This is a genomic window from Chryseobacterium sp. JK1, from assembly GCF_050632815.1.
Taxonomy (GTDB): domain Bacteria; phylum Bacteroidota; class Bacteroidia; order Flavobacteriales; family Weeksellaceae; genus Chryseobacterium.
This window is the reverse complement of the sequence record NZ_JBODRU010000001.1, coordinates 2,632,941-2,650,810: the sequence shown is the minus strand read 5'-3', so window position 1 is coordinate 2,650,810 and position 17,870 is coordinate 2,632,941. Positions and strand designations below refer to the sequence as shown.

13 protein-coding genes are annotated in these 17,870 nt (G+C 36.5%); 6 read left to right on the top strand and 7 right to left on the bottom strand.

From position 1 onward, the window contains the following. Nucleotides 1–100: 100 nt before the first annotated feature. Together porV and porU are read right to left on the bottom strand one after the other, a co-directional pair. Nucleotides 101–1,264 (bottom strand): type IX secretion system outer membrane channel protein PorV, encoded by a 1,164-nt coding sequence (gene porV, locus ACQ76T_RS12000; RefSeq protein WP_431343528.1) that lies wholly within the window; start codon nt 1,262–1,264, stop codon nt 101–103. Between the two features lie 60 nt (nt 1,265–1,324). After that, the gene (porU, locus tag ACQ76T_RS11995) at nt 1,325–5,224 is read right to left on the bottom strand and encodes a type IX secretion system sortase PorU (RefSeq protein ID WP_431343527.1); all 3,900 of its coding nucleotides are present in this window, start codon (nt 5,222–5,224) and stop codon (nt 1,325–1,327) included. A gap of 164 nt (nt 5,225–5,388) precedes the next feature. Between porU and gldJ the strand changes: the two genes are divergently transcribed. Next, complete coding sequence (gene gldJ, locus ACQ76T_RS11990; protein ID WP_431343526.1) at nt 5,389–6,990, top strand: gliding motility lipoprotein GldJ; 1,602 nt, start codon at nt 5,389–5,391, stop codon at nt 6,988–6,990. 150 nt (nt 6,991–7,140) lie between these two features. Further along, on the top strand, nt 7,141–8,412 hold the full coding sequence (locus ACQ76T_RS11985; protein WP_431343525.1) for a UDP-N-acetylmuramoyl-tripeptide--D-alanyl-D-alanine ligase: 1,272 nt from the start codon (nt 7,141–7,143) through the stop codon (nt 8,410–8,412). Nucleotides 8,413–8,485: 73 nt separating this feature from the next. Here ACQ76T_RS11985 and ACQ76T_RS11980 read toward each other — a convergent pair whose 3' ends face one another. Further along, nucleotides 8,486–9,094, bottom strand: coding sequence for an NUDIX hydrolase (locus ACQ76T_RS11980; protein ID WP_431343524.1), 609 nt, complete (start codon nt 9,092–9,094; stop codon nt 8,486–8,488). 36 nt (nt 9,095–9,130) lie between these two features. Between ACQ76T_RS11980 and ACQ76T_RS11975 the strand changes: the two genes are divergently transcribed. Next, complete coding sequence (locus ACQ76T_RS11975) at nt 9,131–9,520, top strand: SRPBCC family protein (protein WP_431343523.1); 390 nt, start codon at nt 9,131–9,133, stop codon at nt 9,518–9,520. A gap of 48 nt (nt 9,521–9,568) precedes the next feature. Here ACQ76T_RS11975 and ACQ76T_RS11970 read toward each other — a convergent pair whose 3' ends face one another. The 4 genes from ACQ76T_RS11970 to mdlD all read right to left on the bottom strand — a co-directional run bounded on the left by ACQ76T_RS11970 (nt 9,569) and on the right by mdlD (nt 14,044). Further along, complete coding sequence (locus ACQ76T_RS11970) at nt 9,569–10,612, bottom strand: anhydro-N-acetylmuramic acid kinase (protein WP_431343522.1); 1,044 nt, start codon at nt 10,610–10,612, stop codon at nt 9,569–9,571. A 10-nt stretch (nt 10,613–10,622) separates the two neighbouring features. Further along, nucleotides 10,623–11,213, bottom strand: a complete 591-nt coding sequence (lptC, locus tag ACQ76T_RS11965) for an LPS export ABC transporter periplasmic protein LptC (RefSeq protein ID WP_431343521.1) — start codon at nt 11,211–11,213, stop codon at nt 10,623–10,625. A gap of 1 nt (nt 11,214) precedes the next feature. After that, entirely contained in the window at nt 11,215–12,522 is a 1,308-nt protein-coding gene (locus tag ACQ76T_RS11960; RefSeq protein ID WP_431343520.1) for a hypothetical protein, read from the bottom strand. Between the two features lie 202 nt (nt 12,523–12,724). Beyond that, complete coding sequence (gene mdlD, locus ACQ76T_RS11955; RefSeq protein WP_431343519.1) at nt 12,725–14,044, bottom strand: NAD(P)-dependent benzaldehyde dehydrogenase MdlD; 1,320 nt, start codon at nt 14,042–14,044, stop codon at nt 12,725–12,727. Nucleotides 14,045–14,421: 377 nt separating this feature from the next. Here mdlD and ACQ76T_RS11950 point away from each other — a divergent pair, with 377 nt between their 5' ends. From ACQ76T_RS11950 to ACQ76T_RS11940, 3 genes are all read left to right on the top strand, one after another. Next, complete coding sequence (locus ACQ76T_RS11950) at nt 14,422–15,540, top strand: ATP-binding protein (protein WP_431343518.1); 1,119 nt, start codon at nt 14,422–14,424, stop codon at nt 15,538–15,540. 376 nt (nt 15,541–15,916) lie between these two features. Continuing rightward, a complete protein-coding gene (locus tag ACQ76T_RS11945; RefSeq protein WP_431343517.1) occupies nt 15,917–16,555 on the top strand; it encodes a TetR/AcrR family transcriptional regulator in 639 nt (212 codons plus the stop codon). Beyond that, complete coding sequence (locus ACQ76T_RS11940) at nt 16,539–17,855, top strand: TolC family protein (protein WP_431343516.1); 1,317 nt, start codon at nt 16,539–16,541, stop codon at nt 17,853–17,855. Before ACQ76T_RS11945 ends, ACQ76T_RS11940 begins: the two co-directional genes overlap by 17 nt. Nucleotides 17,856–17,870 lie beyond the last annotated feature (15 nt).

Below are 17,870 nucleotides of genomic sequence, written 5' to 3'. Positions count from 1 at the left end.
GAAAATACGTAATTGAAGGGAGTGGAGTATTTTCATTTTTCTCCAAAAAAAAGCCTCATCGAAAATAAAGATGAGGCTTTTTGTATTGTTATCAAAGGAACTATCTGTCGTTATTGGATGTTTCTTCACCAATGTTCCAGGTAAGTCCGAAACGAAGTGTGTTATCCAGTGCTGTATTGATTTTAGACATGTTGATCAGGTAAGAAAGATCAAGACCGAAAGAACGGTACTTTAATCCGATACCCGCTGTAGCAAACTGTCTTGCTCCCTGCTCTTCACTTTCATGGAAGTAACCTCCTCTTACAGAAAAAGCATTATCATATGAATATTCTAAAGCACCACTATACATGATACTGTTTTTGTTTTTGAAAGATTTTCCGATACCGGCCATTGGTCCCACATTGGGAATCTGGTAAATAGGTTGTCTTGTATTCGGGTCTATTCCTGCATATTCAGATCCAGGAACCAAAAGTTTGGAACCTTCCACGCTTATTCCCACTCTGTTCATATCATCAAGGTACATATCATACCCAACCCCTAATCTTGCCATGGTAGGAAGATAAGATCTTGATTCTTCGTTTCCGGTATAATCTAGCTTAGGTCCTAAGTTTTGAACGGCAAAACCGGCATTTAATTTACCATCATATCCACCAAAACTGGAGAATCTGGGAGAAGTATAGTAACCTGAAATATCTACCGCAAAAGAGTTGGCAGGTTTAAGAGTTGTATCTGTGTTGAATCCTCCGGCTAAGTCTGAACGGATAAATCTACCTGTTACAGCCATTGAATAGGAGTCAGAAAGTTTCAAAGCATAGGCAACGTCAATAGAGAATTCATTTGGTTTTGATGTACCCATTGAAGCGATTTCTGTACCTACCAGCTGGGTAAGGTCAACCTGCCCCATATTGAAATAATAAATACTCGCAGAAATGGTAGATCTTTCATCTTGCCCCAAGAACTTATGGAATGCACCATATAATAAGAATACATCATTGGTAAGTTTTCCCATATAAGGTGTATAGTTAAGACCTATGGAAGAACTTGTTCTGCTAAAAGGATATTTCGCCGCATTCCAGAACTGTGAAAATGCGTCCGGAGAGGTTACAACCCCTTGATCTCCCATACCACCAGACCTTGCATCTGGCGCAATTCTTAGAAAAGGAGCTCCGGTAAGTACTGGGTTTACTTTACCCAAATCTTGTGAATAGCCTAAAAAACCAGCACTCAAACCAAATCCTAAAAGCAGTTTAGTAGTTAAATTCATATGTTGTCTTTTATATATTATCAGTTTTTTATTAATATTATTGTCTATGTATTTGTTAAATTATTTCAAAAGTACCATTTTTTCTACAGCTGTGGCACTTCCTTTGCATTTTTCTTGGTTTTGACTTTTTGCAAATATCTTAAAAATATACGTACCTTTTGCTACTGTAGCACCAAAATCATCTCTTCCGTCCCATTCTATTGCCTGACGAGGGGTTCTAAAGCCCTGTAGGAACGGTTCTGCCACTACCGGTTGAGATAAAGTTCTTACTAATCTTCCGGTAATAGTATAGATCTGCACATTCACATCCAGAATATCGTCACAGTTGTGTTCAAACTGGATATACGTTTTGTTGGTGAATGGATTTGGCCAGTTCAGTGGTCTGTTGATGATCAAATGCTGGTCAGATTCATCCTTAACTTCAAAGTTTAACGTAGCAGTTGTAGAATTATTGTTTATGTCCCAAACTTTAAAACTTAGCTGGTGTTGTCCTATCGCCAGATTTTTGAATGGATAGGTTACATTTCCTTTCTGATAATCGGCCAGACTAGGATTCAGACATCCGTTACCTTCTCCTGGAGAGTAGAAATCATTTAGAATAACGGTATTGATAATCTGCCCGTCAAGGTAGGTTGTAATATCGTGTCCAATTCCTGATCCGGTAGAGTTGATCCCTGTATCATCTGTAAGACAGGCAAGCAACATTGGGTTCTGATTGGTGATACCACCGTCTGCAAAGTTGGTATTGTTCATGTACAGTTTTACTTTGGGAGGCTGATTATCATTAATTCCGTTGGGGTTGATATCTCCTACCTGAACGGTCTGGTTGTTGAATACATCCGTAGACTTATTGTCTGCATAGGCTAATATTCTTCCGTCTCCCACAGCATAATTGATGTCTTTAGGAACGTAGAATTCAGAAGTAAAAACTCCGTTTACAGCCGTTCCTGCAGCTTTTACAATTGCCGTTCCTTCTTCTGTATAATCTAATACCGGCGAAAGGGTACCATTATTATTGAGTGTTTTCTTATTTAATCTTTTATCAAAAATATTGATGGCTACTTTTCCGTTGAAAGTACTATTAAGGGTTCCGTCAGGTTTATTGATATGTCCTTTTACTTTTACGAAATCCAATCCTCTGATTAATCCCGGTACCGGAGTATCAATATTATCAATAGTTAACAATCTTTGAGGTCTGCTCAGTTTCATCGCAGGATCCCCAAGAAAATTTACTTTAAGGTGATTGCTGTTGGGTCCTTTTTGTTTTTTTGCTAATAAATGAGCATTTCCTAATGAACTGAAATCATCATTCGTTAATTTGAAGATATTTCTGGTAAAGGTATTGGTGAAATCACGTCCGTAATCCACTCCAATAGCACGGCTGGAAGTAATCATTGTGGAAGCTCCTCCTTGCTTTAACTTAAGAAACTGCTCACCCACAGAATTCGTTTCCGGCTCATCCCATAATGTAAATTCACAGGTTATCGTAGAAACGAATGGGAATCTGCTGTATACATTGGAAAAATTATTGGCATTCTGAACTTCAGTGCTGGTTAAGACTCTTTCCTGTGCCCATCCGTTGATTCCCCCGTGCCCGAAGTAGAATAAATACAAACTGTTCCCAATAGCATTGGAAATGGCTTGATTCACCTGTGGATATCTTAAACCACCAGAAGTACTCTGAGCGGTGAAGGCATCCATATAGAGTTTTTTTACGTTATATTCTTTCAGTTCAAGCTGACCAGGCTGTTCAAATATACTTACCAAGCTGGAATTCATAACATTGTGGAAAGGGCTTCCTCCTTCAGCATTATCATCCACCACAAAGTCAAGACGCATACGCCATTCTCCAAAAGGACTGGATTGGCCCGGAAGAGAATTATAATAAGCCAATGTTTTGTTCATCATATCAGATGCCTCAGTCACATTAGCTGCAGGAATTCTTCCCACAGGAAGATCCGGCAGATTATTCTCAATTAAAAGAGAATTCTGTGGCTGGGTCATTACAATATAGTCGTCGGTAACGAATGAAGATACATAATCTGAAGACTGCTCGCTCTGATAGCTGGATACAATATTGGAGTTGTTAGGAATTCTGTTTTTGTAATCATATGAAGTATCTCCCAGGATGAATACATATCTGAGCCTTCCGTTCGGAGTATTTAGCTTAGTGACAAAATCTCTGATTGCAGTAAGATCTCTGCTTCCGCTTCCAAATTCTTCATAGATTTTGTTGACGTCTACAATTTCTACCTTATAGTTATTGGTAGTCTGATGATAACTGGCTAACCTTTGCGCCTGCCCCATCATTTCTGGGGTAGTAAGAATCAGATAATCGATGTTCTGTAATGCCGAAAGATTCTGATTGGAAATTCTTCCAACAAACTGCGGGCTATATGCCGCATCAGAACGGAAAGCTACAAACTCATTATTGAAATTCTGATCAGCCGCAGTATAAGCAAAATTGAACGATCCTGCTCCTGCTTTATTTACTCTTCTGTTAGCATTTGTAATATCGGTAACATCCCATACCTGTTCTATATTATTGGCATTATTGATGCTGAATCCGTACGTGTCATTACTTCCACTTACTATAGAATAATCCCTGAAGTTCATCTGTGAACCATTGAAACTAAGATTTTCTTTGTACTGTACTTCAACATAGTCAAGGTAGTAAGTTCCGTTAGGGTTTTTAGAAATATTGGGGTTGTAATTTATGGTGAACTGACTTCCGGTAAGATTATTAATCGTACCCGAATAAGTAATAGGATAAAAATTATACTGTACCCCTCCGGAATCTGCAGGTACATCTCTGGTAGATGGAGCCTGATTATTGATTTTAAAATCAATACTGTTCTGTTGAGACTTATAAGCTACTACTTGTGTTCTGTATCGGATCTGGTCATTAGCCTGAATAGGAGAGTTGGTATTGAATACTATATTTTTTTCACTGTTGAAAGGCGTATCTTCAACCCATGTTCTTCCTACCTTTAACAGGTTTTTCTGATCTTTATTAATGAACTGGTAATTGTCATATCTGGTGATAAGCTGTGCGGGAAGTGTTCCATCTATAGGCTGTACTCTTTTTCCCGCCCCTTTATCGAAGTTAATATAATAGTATGAAAAATCTTCATAGATATTCTTCACATTATTGCTTCTTTCAGAAAATCGGGTATCTCTTCTTTTGAAACCATTTCCATTAGAAGTATCATAAAGGTTATATCCATCTGGCCCTTGAGCGTAGAATAGTGCATAATCATTGTCATTCCATACTCCATCGTCTTCACCCACTACCTGAATGGCATTTTCCTGTAGGGCACTGTATTTGGTATCCTGATTGAACTCAGGAAGCATGATCCCTCCATTTCCATAAATTCTGAAATTTTTAGGATTTACAGAAGCAGGATTGATCCCGTTATCTTTTAAAAATTGAGCTGTGATTTTGAATACTCCGGATTTGTCAACTTTTATTTTATAGAAATTACCGCTGGACAGAGGGTTGTTAGCTGTTCCTACTTTGTTGGCGTTGGCTGAAGCATTCAAAGGAGCCGCACCTTCTGAAATATTAAATGAAGAAAGTCTCTGAACACGGCCTTTTACATTTTTAAATAAAGCAATGCTGATACTGGCATATGTTTCTCCTTCCAATGTATAATATGAAATATCTGCCACATCATAATCCGGAAGCCTGCCTTTGTCTAATTCAAATAAATCCTGATTGGATACATTCTCCCAGGCGAGGTCTGAAATTTTTAACTGCTTTTCTCCGATTTTTTGCTTGGTTACTATAAAAACATTATTTTGGCTGAAAGAAAAACCTTCATTTTTAAAAATAGGAAGATTAATTTTTGTGTCACCAAAATCCTGAATTTTAGAACCATTCCATTCTATGGTGTTTCTTTGAGCGTAAAGTGTTGATGCAAAAGCGATTAAGGATAAAAGAGTGATTTTTCGTCTCATGTTTATTATTGAAATTGCTAAATTACAAAATAAATGAAAATTTTAGAATTAAATTGTGATACAATAAAATTAATTTGTTAACGTTTTTCAAAAAAATCAAATGATTACTTGATTTATTGAATAATTTATTTTTTCTTTGTACTTTGAAAATATTTATATCGACTATGAAAAAACTAAAGTTGTTTTCATTAATAGCATTAAGTTCTACACTTGCATTAACCAGCTGTGGCGGATCAGGTACCAGCAAAGGAGGCGGTACTAAAAAGTTTGTCAGCAAGACGGGTTGGAAACCAAACGAAAAACAAGGTTGGTTTTTTGCAGGAAAGCAACAAAAGCAGAAGGGTTGGCCAGGAATGGTATATGTAGAAGGTGGAACTTTTACAATGGGATTAGTGAAAGATGATGTGATGCACGATTGGAATAACACACCTCGCAGAATGCAGGTAAGTTCATTCTTTATCGGAGAAACTGAGATTACTAACTACGAATACCGCGAATACCTTACATGGTTGAAGTATGTATTCCCACCAAGTGACCCTAGCTTCAAGGAGATCTACAACGGCGCCCTGCCAGATACTCTATTATGGGACAACAAATTAGCTAGAAACGATTATAATGAAACTTATCTGCGTTCTCCGGAATTCGACTACTATCCTGTAGTAGGTGTTTCCTGGACTCAAGCCAACAGATATTGTGAATGGTTGTCAGATAGAGCCAACGAAAAAGCGTTGATGCAAGCAGGTATTATTGCTAAGGATTTATACATCAATGAATCCAATAACCAGGGTGGTACGGCATTTAATATGGATAAATTCAAATCGAATGATCCTGAAATGCAAGGATACATCAACGAAAAGAGAATGCAGCAAAAAACTGGTATGAAAACTACCAACCAAAGATTGCTGGCAGCAAACAGAGCTCCAAACTCTGCCATGGTACAGAAGTTCAGACTTCCTACTGAAGTAGAATGGGAATATGCTGCTCTTGGTATGGCTAAGAACAGAGAATACAACCAGTACATGGGTAAAAAACCTCAAATCGAAAGATTGAGAGGAACTAAAGGAAAAGAAAGAGGAATGTTCCTTGAAAACTTCAAAATGGGTAAAGGTGACTATTCAGGTATTGCTGGATGGAAAAACGACGGATCTGCTCAGACTTCAGACGTTAGACAGTATCCATCTAATGACCTGGGAATCTATGGTATGTATGGTAACGTTGCAGAATGGACAGCTGACATCTACAGACCAATCATTGATGAAGATTACAACGACTTCAACTATTATAGAGGAAATATGCCTCAAACGATTGTAAGAAACGGAGACGGAACTTACAAAATGATCGACGAAGGTACTATCAAATATGATACTCTTGCAGACGGAAGATTAGTATACAAAGGTCTTCCTGGACAATTCGAAAGAGAAACAATTGCTGACTACAGAAACTACAGAGATGGTGACAGACAATCTTCTCTAGAGTATTACAGAGCTTCAGATTCTGCTGCAGGATTTGACATGTACAACTCTCCTAAAAAGAGATTTATCGTAGACGCTACTGGTAGAGTGAAAATGCAGAAAGACAGCAAAGACAGAACTTCTGAAATGTCTAACGAAATCAGAGTAGTAAAAGGAGGTTCTTGGCAAGATACTGCATATTGGCTAGACCCGGGGCAAAGAAGATATAAAAACCAAGGAAAAGCATTTGGCTGGGTTGGTTTCCGTGTTGCTCAGGATGCTAGAACTAATGACAAGAGCAGAACTAGAAGATAATATTTATCAAAAAATACTTATAAAAAACCTTCCGGATTTCCGGAAGGTTTTTTTATTTTTGAACCATGAAATCGCTTTGGCTAAAAAGTCTCAAACACTCGTGTATATTGGGCGATTATAGGTGACTTCTAAAAATATATATATTTCCACATGAATATAGAACAGTTTTATCCTTTATTTCTGCAAGCCGGTAAAGTAACCATTGATAGCAGAAAAATCGCAGAAAATGATATTTTCTTTGCCTTCTCCGGAGATAATTTCAATGCGGCAACTCTGGCTGAAAAAGCTATTGACGAGGGGGCTCTGGCGGCCATCGTTGAACAGCGGGAATTTGAAAACGCAGATAGAAATATTTTCTATGTTCCCTCCACTCTTGAGTTTTTGCAGCAATTGGCCATTCACCACAGAAGCCAGCTGACCATTCCTTTTATCGGGCTTACAGGAAGCAATGGAAAAACAACAACTAAAGAACTTATCCATGCTGTACTTTCAGAAAAGTTTAATGTACAGTATACGTCAGGAAATCTGAATAATCATATTGGTGTTCCTCTTACAATTCTATCTGTTAAAGCAGAGCATGAAATGGCTGTCATAGAAATGGGTGCCAATCATCAGAAAGAAATAGAATTATTATGTACAATCTCCTTACCTGATTTCGGTTATATTACCAATTTCGGAAAAGCACATCTGGAAGGATTTGGTGGTTTTGAGGGCGTTATCAAAGGAAAATCTGAGTTATATGATTATCTTAAAAATAACGGGAAAACCATTGTCGTTAACGAAAATGATCCTATTCAGGTTGAAAAAACTGAAAATTATTCACCAGTCATAACTTTTGGTAAAAATGATTCAGACTATACTTTTGACTCTTTTTCAGAAGATCATTTTGTAGGATTGAGTTATAATGGTACAAAAGCCGTATCAAAACTTACCGGAACTTATAATTTCACCAACCTTTGTGCAGCAGTGAGTCTTGGACTTCATTTTGGGATTGATTTTGATACGATCAAAAATGCTATTGAAATGTATACTCCAACAAATATGCGTTCTCAGGTTGTAAAAAAAGATGACAGAACATTGGTGTTGGATACTTATAATGCTAACCCAAGTTCGATGACGGCGTCTCTGAATAATTTCATCACATTTGAAGGCCATAAAACCATTATCATCGGCGATATGCTTGAACTGGGTGAAGAAAGTGAAAAAGAACACCAGAACATCTTAAAACTGGCTCAGGATTTAGGGTTTACCGAAATCATTACAGTTGGAAAACATTTTAAAGCAGTGAATTCTTCAGAACTCGCTTTTGAAAACACAACAGAATTGATTGAATACCTGAAAGGAAATAAAATTCAGTCGGAAAATATACTGTTGAAAGGATCCAGAGGTATTGCTTTGGAAAAACTGATCGAATTTATTTAAAAAATACAAGACTGCAGGGGAGGGGAGTTTGATAATGACTTCCTGCCCCTCTTTCAATCTTTGATATCATTACTTACTTTCTGGAATCCCAGAATTCTTTCACGATAAGCTTAATATTCTGAAAAGTGCTAGGGAAGACTTCACTTTCTATCTGAGCAGTATTTTTCCAGGCTACTTCTGTAATTCCTTCCTCAATTTGTGGCTTTGAAGTATCTTCACCATTAAATTTCATTTCAAACCAATGGGTACATTTCAGGATCTTTTCCCCGTTTCTTTCGATGTAAATATGATAAGTGGTATTGATAAACTGGATGAGTTCAACATCACTTAAACCCGTTTCTTCTTCAATTTCCCTTACTGCGGATTCTTCTCTCGACTCTCCTTTTTCCATTTTACCTTTGGGAAGGTCCCATCTGCCAAGTCTTTTGATGAAAAGCGTTTCTCCTTCAGGATTGTTTACCAAACCTCCGGCAGCCTCTATGATTCTGAAAAGCTTTTGAAACTCGCCCCAGATCTCATCAATATTCTCACCAAAAACATTCAGTTCATTCACCGAAGTATTCTCCAAAATATCTAATGCAATCTCTAAAGTCGTGAAACTTTCATACCCGAGATTTTTTTCAAGTTCCTCAGGATGCTTAGATATTAATAATTTTTTTTCGTTCACAAAAACTTTATACATTTGTAAGAATTAAGAATTTAAATACAAAAATAAAAAATGAATTTAGAAGGACGAAAGATTATTGTCAATAAATCATCTAAAGAGCTCTCAGAATTGTTGAAGTCACCTGAAAATTATAAAGATTTTATGCCAGACGGTCTTCAGAAATTTGAAACAAGAGACGACGGTTTTAAATTTGGTTTACAGGGAATGCCTGAAATTGCTTTGAAAATAGACGAAGTGAATGATCAGAAAGCAGTTTTAAAATCTGCAAGTTCAAGCTTAGATTTTTCATTAACAGCTACTTTGAATCCTATCAGCGAAAACCAGACGGAAGTACAGATGTTGTTTGAAGGAAAATTCAATCCTTTTATCAAAATGATGGTAGAAAAACCATTACAGAACTTTATCAATACGCTTACCGACAAGATCGAAGCTTATAAATAATAAAAGACCTTCAGGAATGAAGGTCTTTTTTATGCTAATTTAATTTGTTTAAGCTATTACGCCTGAGCAGTGATCTGCTGTACTTCCCGTTGCAGAAGATAGTACGTTGATCTCACTGTTCATCTTTAAAACACCCATAAAAGCAAAGATCAGAGCTTCCTTATAATCGATGATTTCTTTTTTCGGAAGAATGATGCCTGAGTTGGTTTTTGCTTGTATTTTTTCAATTAAAAAAGTGTTGTAAGCGCCACCCCCGGTGATAAGAATATCCTGAATAGTATTCTCATTGATTACTTTTGAAATCTGTTGGGCAATATGTTCCGTAAAAGTAGCCAAAGCGTCCAATGTTTCAATTTCTTGAAGAAAAGGAAATACGTACTCATTACACCATTCGAGTCCTAAGGATTTGGGATAAGGTTGCTGGTAGAAATCTAAAGCATTAAGACTGTTCAGCAATTTCTCATTGATTTTTCCCTGTCTGGCAAGATCTCCATTTTCATCAAAGTTTTTATTCAACTTTTGAGCCAGTGCGTTGAGAACAATATTTACTGGAGCAATATCAAAAGCAATTCTTTTATCATTTAATCGCAAAGAAATATTGGAAAATCCTCCAAGATTGAGACAGGCATTACATTCCGAAAAAAGCAGCTCATCTCCAATGGGAACCAAAGGAGCTCCATTGCCGTTCATAAGAACATCCTGACTTCTGAAATCATAAATAACGGGTAATCCTGTTTCCAGTTTGATTGCCCGCCCATCTCCAATTTGAAGAGTAAATTTTCTATGAGGCTGATGAAAGATTGTGTGACCGTGAGAAGCAATCAGGTTGATATTCTCAATTTGGTATTTCTTTATAAATTCTTTAACCTGCTGACCAAGATAGAAACCATATTCTGCATGCAGTTCCAGTAGATCTTCTGGCGAAATGTAAATGGCATTTCGAAGCTTGTTTTCCCAATCTTCAGAATAGGGAACTGTTTCAGCTTGCAGAATCTGAAAGGTCCATGTATTGTTTTTTTCAAATTCAGCCAGACAGATATCCAAACCGTCCAGGCTTGTACCGGACATCAATCCTATAGCCAGAGCTTTCATGAGGGTAAGTTTATTTTTTGTTCTCGGAAATTCTTTTGGAACTGAAATCTCCCGAATTATTATAAAAAGTATATTCGGAGAAATCGTCTTTGGCAGTCATACCGTTAGCGCCAACTAGGGTAGAGCCATCTTCCATCGTTACATATACGGTGTCTTTGGTATAGATTCTCTTTTTTCTTTGATCCCAGAAAATACTCTGCATGGCAAATTTTTGGCCTTCATTGGTGGTAATTCTTACATTACCTTTTGCCTCGTAAAACTGTTTATAATCAAAAAACTTGGCGTATTTTGCTTTTATAGTTCCAGGTATTTTGGGTTTTTTCTTATCGAAAAACTGAATGTCTATTCCTTTTCTTGCAACAGTATAAGGACTGTCTATCAGTTCATATTTTTCTATAATAGGAGCTTTTGCTTTAAGTACTATAAAACCGGAGTCACGTTGTATAATGTTGGCATTATTAATGATCTGTGAAGGGAAATTTTTGCTTTGGTTACCTTTATTTTTGGTAAGATCTTCTTCACAGGATGTCAATATAAAAAATATAGCACAACTAAAAAGGTATGCTATATTTTTATATGATATTTTATTTAAAAATTTCATTCTAGTTATAAAGATTCTTTCTGAACCACTTATCAGCAAAATTGAAGCCGATTTTGAGGTTGATGTAATTCTGGTTGATCAGGTTGTCTTTAAGAGTTCCTCTTTTACCAACTTCAAGACCTAGTTCCAGACCACTCATCCTTGTAATACTGCTGTTTTTGAATGGTAACATTACTCCTGCAGTAATACCGAATTTGTTGATGCTGTTTCCTTCCAGTTGAAGATTTCCTCTTTCATAGAAAGCTCCATATCGATAGATTACTCTTGAGAAGTAATTTCTGAAGTTATTATAGTTAGGAAGATACCATCCACCCGCAGATACTCTGTAGCTATCCTGGAAGTCGAATGTTTTTCCGAAATAAGCAACATTTTCTCCTTTTTTGTAATCAACCTGTCCTGAGAAAAACCAGTGGTTCTCACTTCCATATCCTACCCCTACAGAGGCCTGGAATGGAATCATATTCTTAGAACTTACACTTTGCTGATCCAGGATGCTTTCATCGGTTTTGGTTCCGGCCTTTAAATCGGAATATCTGTAAGTACTGTTTGTATAATCTACAGTTGTACTACTTGTATTACCAAAAGTAGCAGTAGCACCAATAGTTAATTTCTTATCAGTACGTGGGTTTACAGTTTGGTAGCTTGTACCCAATGTAAAGTTGAAGTTTCTGATTCTGTTTTTCGTTTCAAATCCATTTACATATTCTGTATCATAGGTTTGAAGAGCGTTGTTATAAGCACGGAACTCATTAAGATCGTTAATATCTCCAAAGTAAAGATTGGCTTTTGCTCCCACAGAGAATTCTTGGTTGATTTTATAAGCAACCGCCACCTGTGCAATATTTACGGTACCACTTCCTTTAAAGTTATTCTTATAAACAGGAGTCTGGTTTGCGTCAAGCTGCTCACTTACAATATCATAGCTTTTAGAGCTGTAAGGCTGATAAGAAATTCCCATTTTCACCCTCGAAGAGATAGGAAATGCCAGGGAAATATTGGAAAGATACGTAGAATGCTTTGTAGATTTCATATCGTTAAAGTTCGATTTGAAATAATTGTTTTCATTGGTAGCTTCCAGTTTGATACTCGTAAGTTCGAAATTGGCGTTGTTTGCCGGGTTGGCAAAATTGAAACTACTGGTAAAATCACTTATAAAAGCTGTTGATATACCTCCCATTGAAGAAGTTTCGATCGTATTATCATATTTTACATCTCCAATTCCATACGCTGCATAAGGCGAGTTACTTAGACTCTGTGCATTTAAGAAATATCCAACTGATATGAATGATACTACAAAGATTTTTTTCATTCTTTATTTTTAAAACAATGCGCAAATATCTTAAATATTAATGAATTGTAAAAATTATATGTGGTTAAAGTTTGTTAAGGGCCCTTCTTTAAAAGAAAAATGCAAATTTTCTCCAATAAAAATAACAATTCTATTATCAAAAAAAGACCATTCGTGATGTAGAACGGCCTTTTTTATAAATAATAAAATCTTTGTATATTTTTTATTTCACCTGAAGTACAGAACGGCTGTGACTGAAACTTTCAAAACTGAATTTTCCATGATATTTCCCCATTCCCGATGTTCCCACTCCTCCAAACGGCAGATAATGAGAACCTACGTGAATAATAGCACTGTTGATTTCTGCATCTCCACTTGTGGTAAGGGCAAGAACCTGATCTGCAAATTCCTGATTTTCGGAGAAAACATACAATGCTAGAGGTTTAGGACGGTTATTGATCTCTTCTAAGGCTTCATCAATCTCACGATAAGTCATAATAGGAAGAATGGGTCCGAAGATTTCCTGCTGCATGACCTGATCGTCCCAGGTAACATTATCCATCAAAGTAGCTTCAAAATGACGGGTTTCCAGGTCATAATTTCCTCCATAGATCACTTTTTCCCGAGATGCCTCCAGATATCCTGCAAGATGTTTAATCTGGTTCTGACTTACAATCTTCCCGATCTTGCCTAAAGAATTACCTTCATAGGTTGTATTTAAATGAGCCTTGAATTTTTCAATAAAAGCATCTTTTATAGACTCGTGAATATAGATATAGTCGGGAGCAACACACGTCTGGCCGCAATTGATCCATTTACCGTAAGATATTCTGGCAACCGCTTTATCCAGATCCGCATCCTTATGAACAATCGTCGGAGATTTTCCGCCAAGTTCCAAAGCTAGGGGAATCAATTGTTCTGCGGCTGCTTTCATGACAATTTTCCCTACGTTCGGGCTTCCTGTAAAGAAAATATAATCGAATGGGAAACTCAATAATAAAGTGTTTTCCTCAATACCTCCCTGAATAACTGCAACATAGGATTCATCAAAAGCTCCTTTTACAATATCTTCAAGAACTTTTGCTACATGGGGTGTATTTTCTGATGGTTTTATAATCGCTGTATTTCCTGCAATCAAAGCTCCGATAAGAGGGCTGAATGTCAGCTGAACAGGATAGTTAAATGGACCGATGATATAATTGACCCCATACGGTTGGTAAGTTATTGTACTCACGACTTCTGCTCCTGATGGATGCGGTTTAGAAGGAACAGATGTTGGTTGTGCCCATTCATCAATATTCTCAAGAAGATAATCAAGTTCACTGATGACGATTTGAATTTCCACATACTCAGCTTCCTTTCTGCTCTTTCCCAAATCAATGTCTAAAGCTTCACAAAGAGCTTCTGTATGGCTTAAGAAGACCTCATGGAATTTTCTTAACTGTGCCTTTCTGAATTCAATATCTTTTGTCTGGTTGGTTTTGAAAAATGCTTTCTGCTGTTGGAATATTCCCTTTATTTTCTGTTCTAATTCTTTGTCCATTTGTTTTGATTTTAATAGTTGAAATTGGCATAAATTGTAATCTCAATTTACGACTATTTTTATATTACAAATATATTGCTTGAAATTAAATTGCACAAAATTTAATTTTTAAATTTTTTCAAATAAGATTATTGATGGTACCTATTATTGTAGAGTCTATTTTTAAAGTAGTCCGTTGCAGGTTTTCATCATACTATAGAGTTTGCCCATTGTTATAGCAAATTATAACGATTTTTGTCTATAAATTATATTGTTTATTACAATTTTCTTTATTTAAAGCCTCTCAAACAGACAATTTCATTACAAATGTTCAGACAGTTTCTATTTTAATCAGACTTAATTTTACAAATTGAAATAAGATTTTTTATCTTTGAAACATGAATTGGGAGAACATCGCCGGACAGGATCATCTGAAAAAACTTCTTAGAGAGAGCATTGCCGAAAACAGAGTGAGCCATGCCCAGCTTTTTGTAGGAAAAGAGGGATATGGAACATTACCAATGGTTTTGGCCTATGCAAAAGAAATCTTTAGTCGGGAAAACAGTCATGCTGCAGCTAAGGTAGAACACCTCAATCACCTGGATCTGCATTTTAGCTTTCCAGTCTTTACAGACAACAGAAATTCTTTAAGTAAGAATAAGTTTGATGAGTTCAGAGAAATGATTCTAGCATCTCCTTATGCAAGCTATGATGACTGGACAGCCTTTCTGGAATCTGAAAATAAGCAGCTCTTTATTTCAGCAGACGAAATTGATGATCAAAACCAGAAGTTTGCACTAAAAAGCTTCGAAGGAGGAACAAAAATTCTGATTGTTTGGAGAGCTGATAAAATGAATACCTCCGCGGCCAATAAATTTTTGAAATTTTTGGAAGAGCCGCCGGCAAAAACTGTTATTCTTCTCACAGCAGAAAGTACAAATGATATTCTTCCCACCATTCTTTCCCGAACACAGATTGTGGAAGTGCCGAGAATTGAAGACGAAGACATTCAAAAATTTCTCAAAAACAATCATTCTGTATCGGAAGAAAAAATCAGAGAAATTGTTCATGAAGCACAGGGAAACCTCAATGATGCCATCAAATTGTTGAATTCCGGTGATAAAACCAGTGAGTTTGAGCAATTGTTTGTTCAGTGGGTGCGGGATGCATTTATGGTAAAAAAGAAACCTGCTTATCTGAAAAGTATTATTCTCTGGGCCAGAGAAATTGCAGGCTGGAACAGGGAAAAGCAAAAAAACTTCCTGAACTACTGTTCTGAGATCTTCAGGTTAGCATTGTTACAGAATTATCAGTCTGAAAATTTGGTGTACAAAAAGATTGATGCCAACGGGTTCAACTGGGGTGGTTTTTCGAAATTCATTACCGGAGCTAATATTGAGAGTATTCTGGAAGAGATCAATGACGCAGATTTGCACCTTACAAGAAACGGGAATCCTAAAATCATATGGACAGATCTCGGCATCAAATTATCACGATATATTCATAAAAGTACATAATATACAAACTCCGGTCATTTGCCGGAGTTTATTTTTATATTTTCTTATCAAAGCGATTTTTGATAGAAAACCTGCTTTATATATTTTTCTGTAAGTATGGTTTATACTTACAGAATTACGATTCACCTCCCATTTTCTTTTTTTCGAGACTTTATAAATATCACTACGGATATATGACTTACTTTTCTGTTTATTAACAAAAATTTAAATAAATAGTAAAATCATTAGGCACTTTTTTTGTAAATTCATATCTGATTGTACTATCGTCATTAGTTTATAGAAAGTGTCTCTTATTTACAATAAATTAAATCTATATTAAAAAATCAATCAATCGTTTGATTCGAACGAAAACTTGTGTAAATTTGCGCCCTGAAAAATGAGTAATGACATGATTTCAAAAGAAGAGAATATAATATTTGCCGCCGAAAAGCTTTTTGCCGAGAAAGGGTTCGAAGGAACCTCCACAAGGGAAATTGCTAAAGCAGCTCATGTAAATATTTCGATGATCTCGTATTATTTCGGTTCCAAGGAAAAACTTTATGAAAAACTGGTGGAGTACAGAATGAATGAAGGACAGTTTTTTTCAAAGGATATTTTAGAAAGAACAGATATGAACGAGTGGCAAAAGATTGAACGAATAATCGATCAGTTTTCCAATAAGGTAAGAACTCAAAAATGTTTTTACAGAATTATGCAGAGAGAGCAGCTTTATGCTCAAAATCCTCAGATTGTAGAGTTTTTGAAGCAAACCAAAATGATATTTCTCTCCATGTATTCTCAAATTCTGGAAAGCGGTCATAGAAAAGGAATTTTCACCAAAAATCCTCCCATCTATCTGTTGCATACCACGATAAGCGGAACTCTGTTTTATGCATTCAATGCTAAAGAAATGTATAAAGAATTCCTTAATGATACAGAAGAGGACAGTGTTTTTGATGAAAAATACTACACAGAACTTAATAAACATATAAAATATTTACTAAAAGACCTTTTAGGTTATGAAGAGAATAAATAACTCAGTGATTGCATTATCACTATTCGTAGGAATAGCAAATGCAAATGCTCAGGAGAAAAAGACCCTTTCTCTTGATGAAGCTGTGCAGCTGGGAATCCAGAACAGCAAGAATCTTAAGATCGACGCAGCCAAGATCGAAGAGGCTACCGCTGATCTTTTGGAAGCTAAAAACAGACAGCTTCCGGAATTGAAAGTTTCTGGGAGCTATATGTATCTTCCCATAAAACCAAATGTTGATATCAAATTGGCAGGACTTTCCGGTGGAGCAGGAGGACCAGATATACATCAGGTAGTTTATGGTTCGGCCAACCTTAGTGTTCCTATTTACAGCGGTGGAAGAATCAAATACGGTATTCAGTCTGCCAAATATCTTGTGGAAGCTTCAAAACTAAGTACGGAAAACGATAAAGTAGCCATTGCTTATAATGTTGCTCAGGCTTATAATAATCTGTTTAAAGCCAACCAATCCATCAAAGTTTTTGAAGAAAACCTTGCCGCTTCTCAGAAAAGAGACGAAACTTTCCTTAAAATGGAAAACAACGGGTTGATCGCAAGAAACGACAGATTAAAGGCTAACCTTCAGACATCCAATATCGAACTTCAGCTGTTGGAAGCCAAAAACAATTACAATATTGCCAATATCAATATGGACCTGTTACTAGGACTTCCTGAAACAACAGAATTAGAAGTTGATCAGAATTACATTGAAGAAGGTTCAGACGTAAAACCTGTTGATTTTTACGTAAACGAAGCACGAGAAAACCGTAAAGACTTACAGGCTTTGGCTCAGCAAAGAAAAGCAGCTCAGTTGGGAACAAAAGCGGCAAAAGCAGAAAACCTTCCATCATTAGCATTTACAGGAGGATATGTGGCAGCAGATATTCCGAAATTTCTTACGGTATACAATGCCGTGAATGTAGGAATCGGTATTTCTTATAATTTATCCAATATCTGGAAAGAGAACTCATCACTGAGACAATCTCAGGCCAGAGAAAAACAGTTAGCGGCTACAGATGAACTACTGAATGATAACATTAAACTGGATGTGAACAGAGAATATCAGAATACAGATTATTCTAAAAAGAGAATTTTTGTTTTTGAAAAATCTGCTGAGCAGGCTAACGAAAATTACAGAATTACAAAAAATAAATACGACAACGGTCTTGCTACCATGACGGAACTTTTGGATGCAGACGCAGCTCAGATTGCAGCTAACGTTGGCGTGATCAATGCTAAGGCAGATGCTGCGTTGGCATACAGAAAACTATTACAGACAACAGGAACTTTAACAATTAAATAATCAGATCGAAACCAA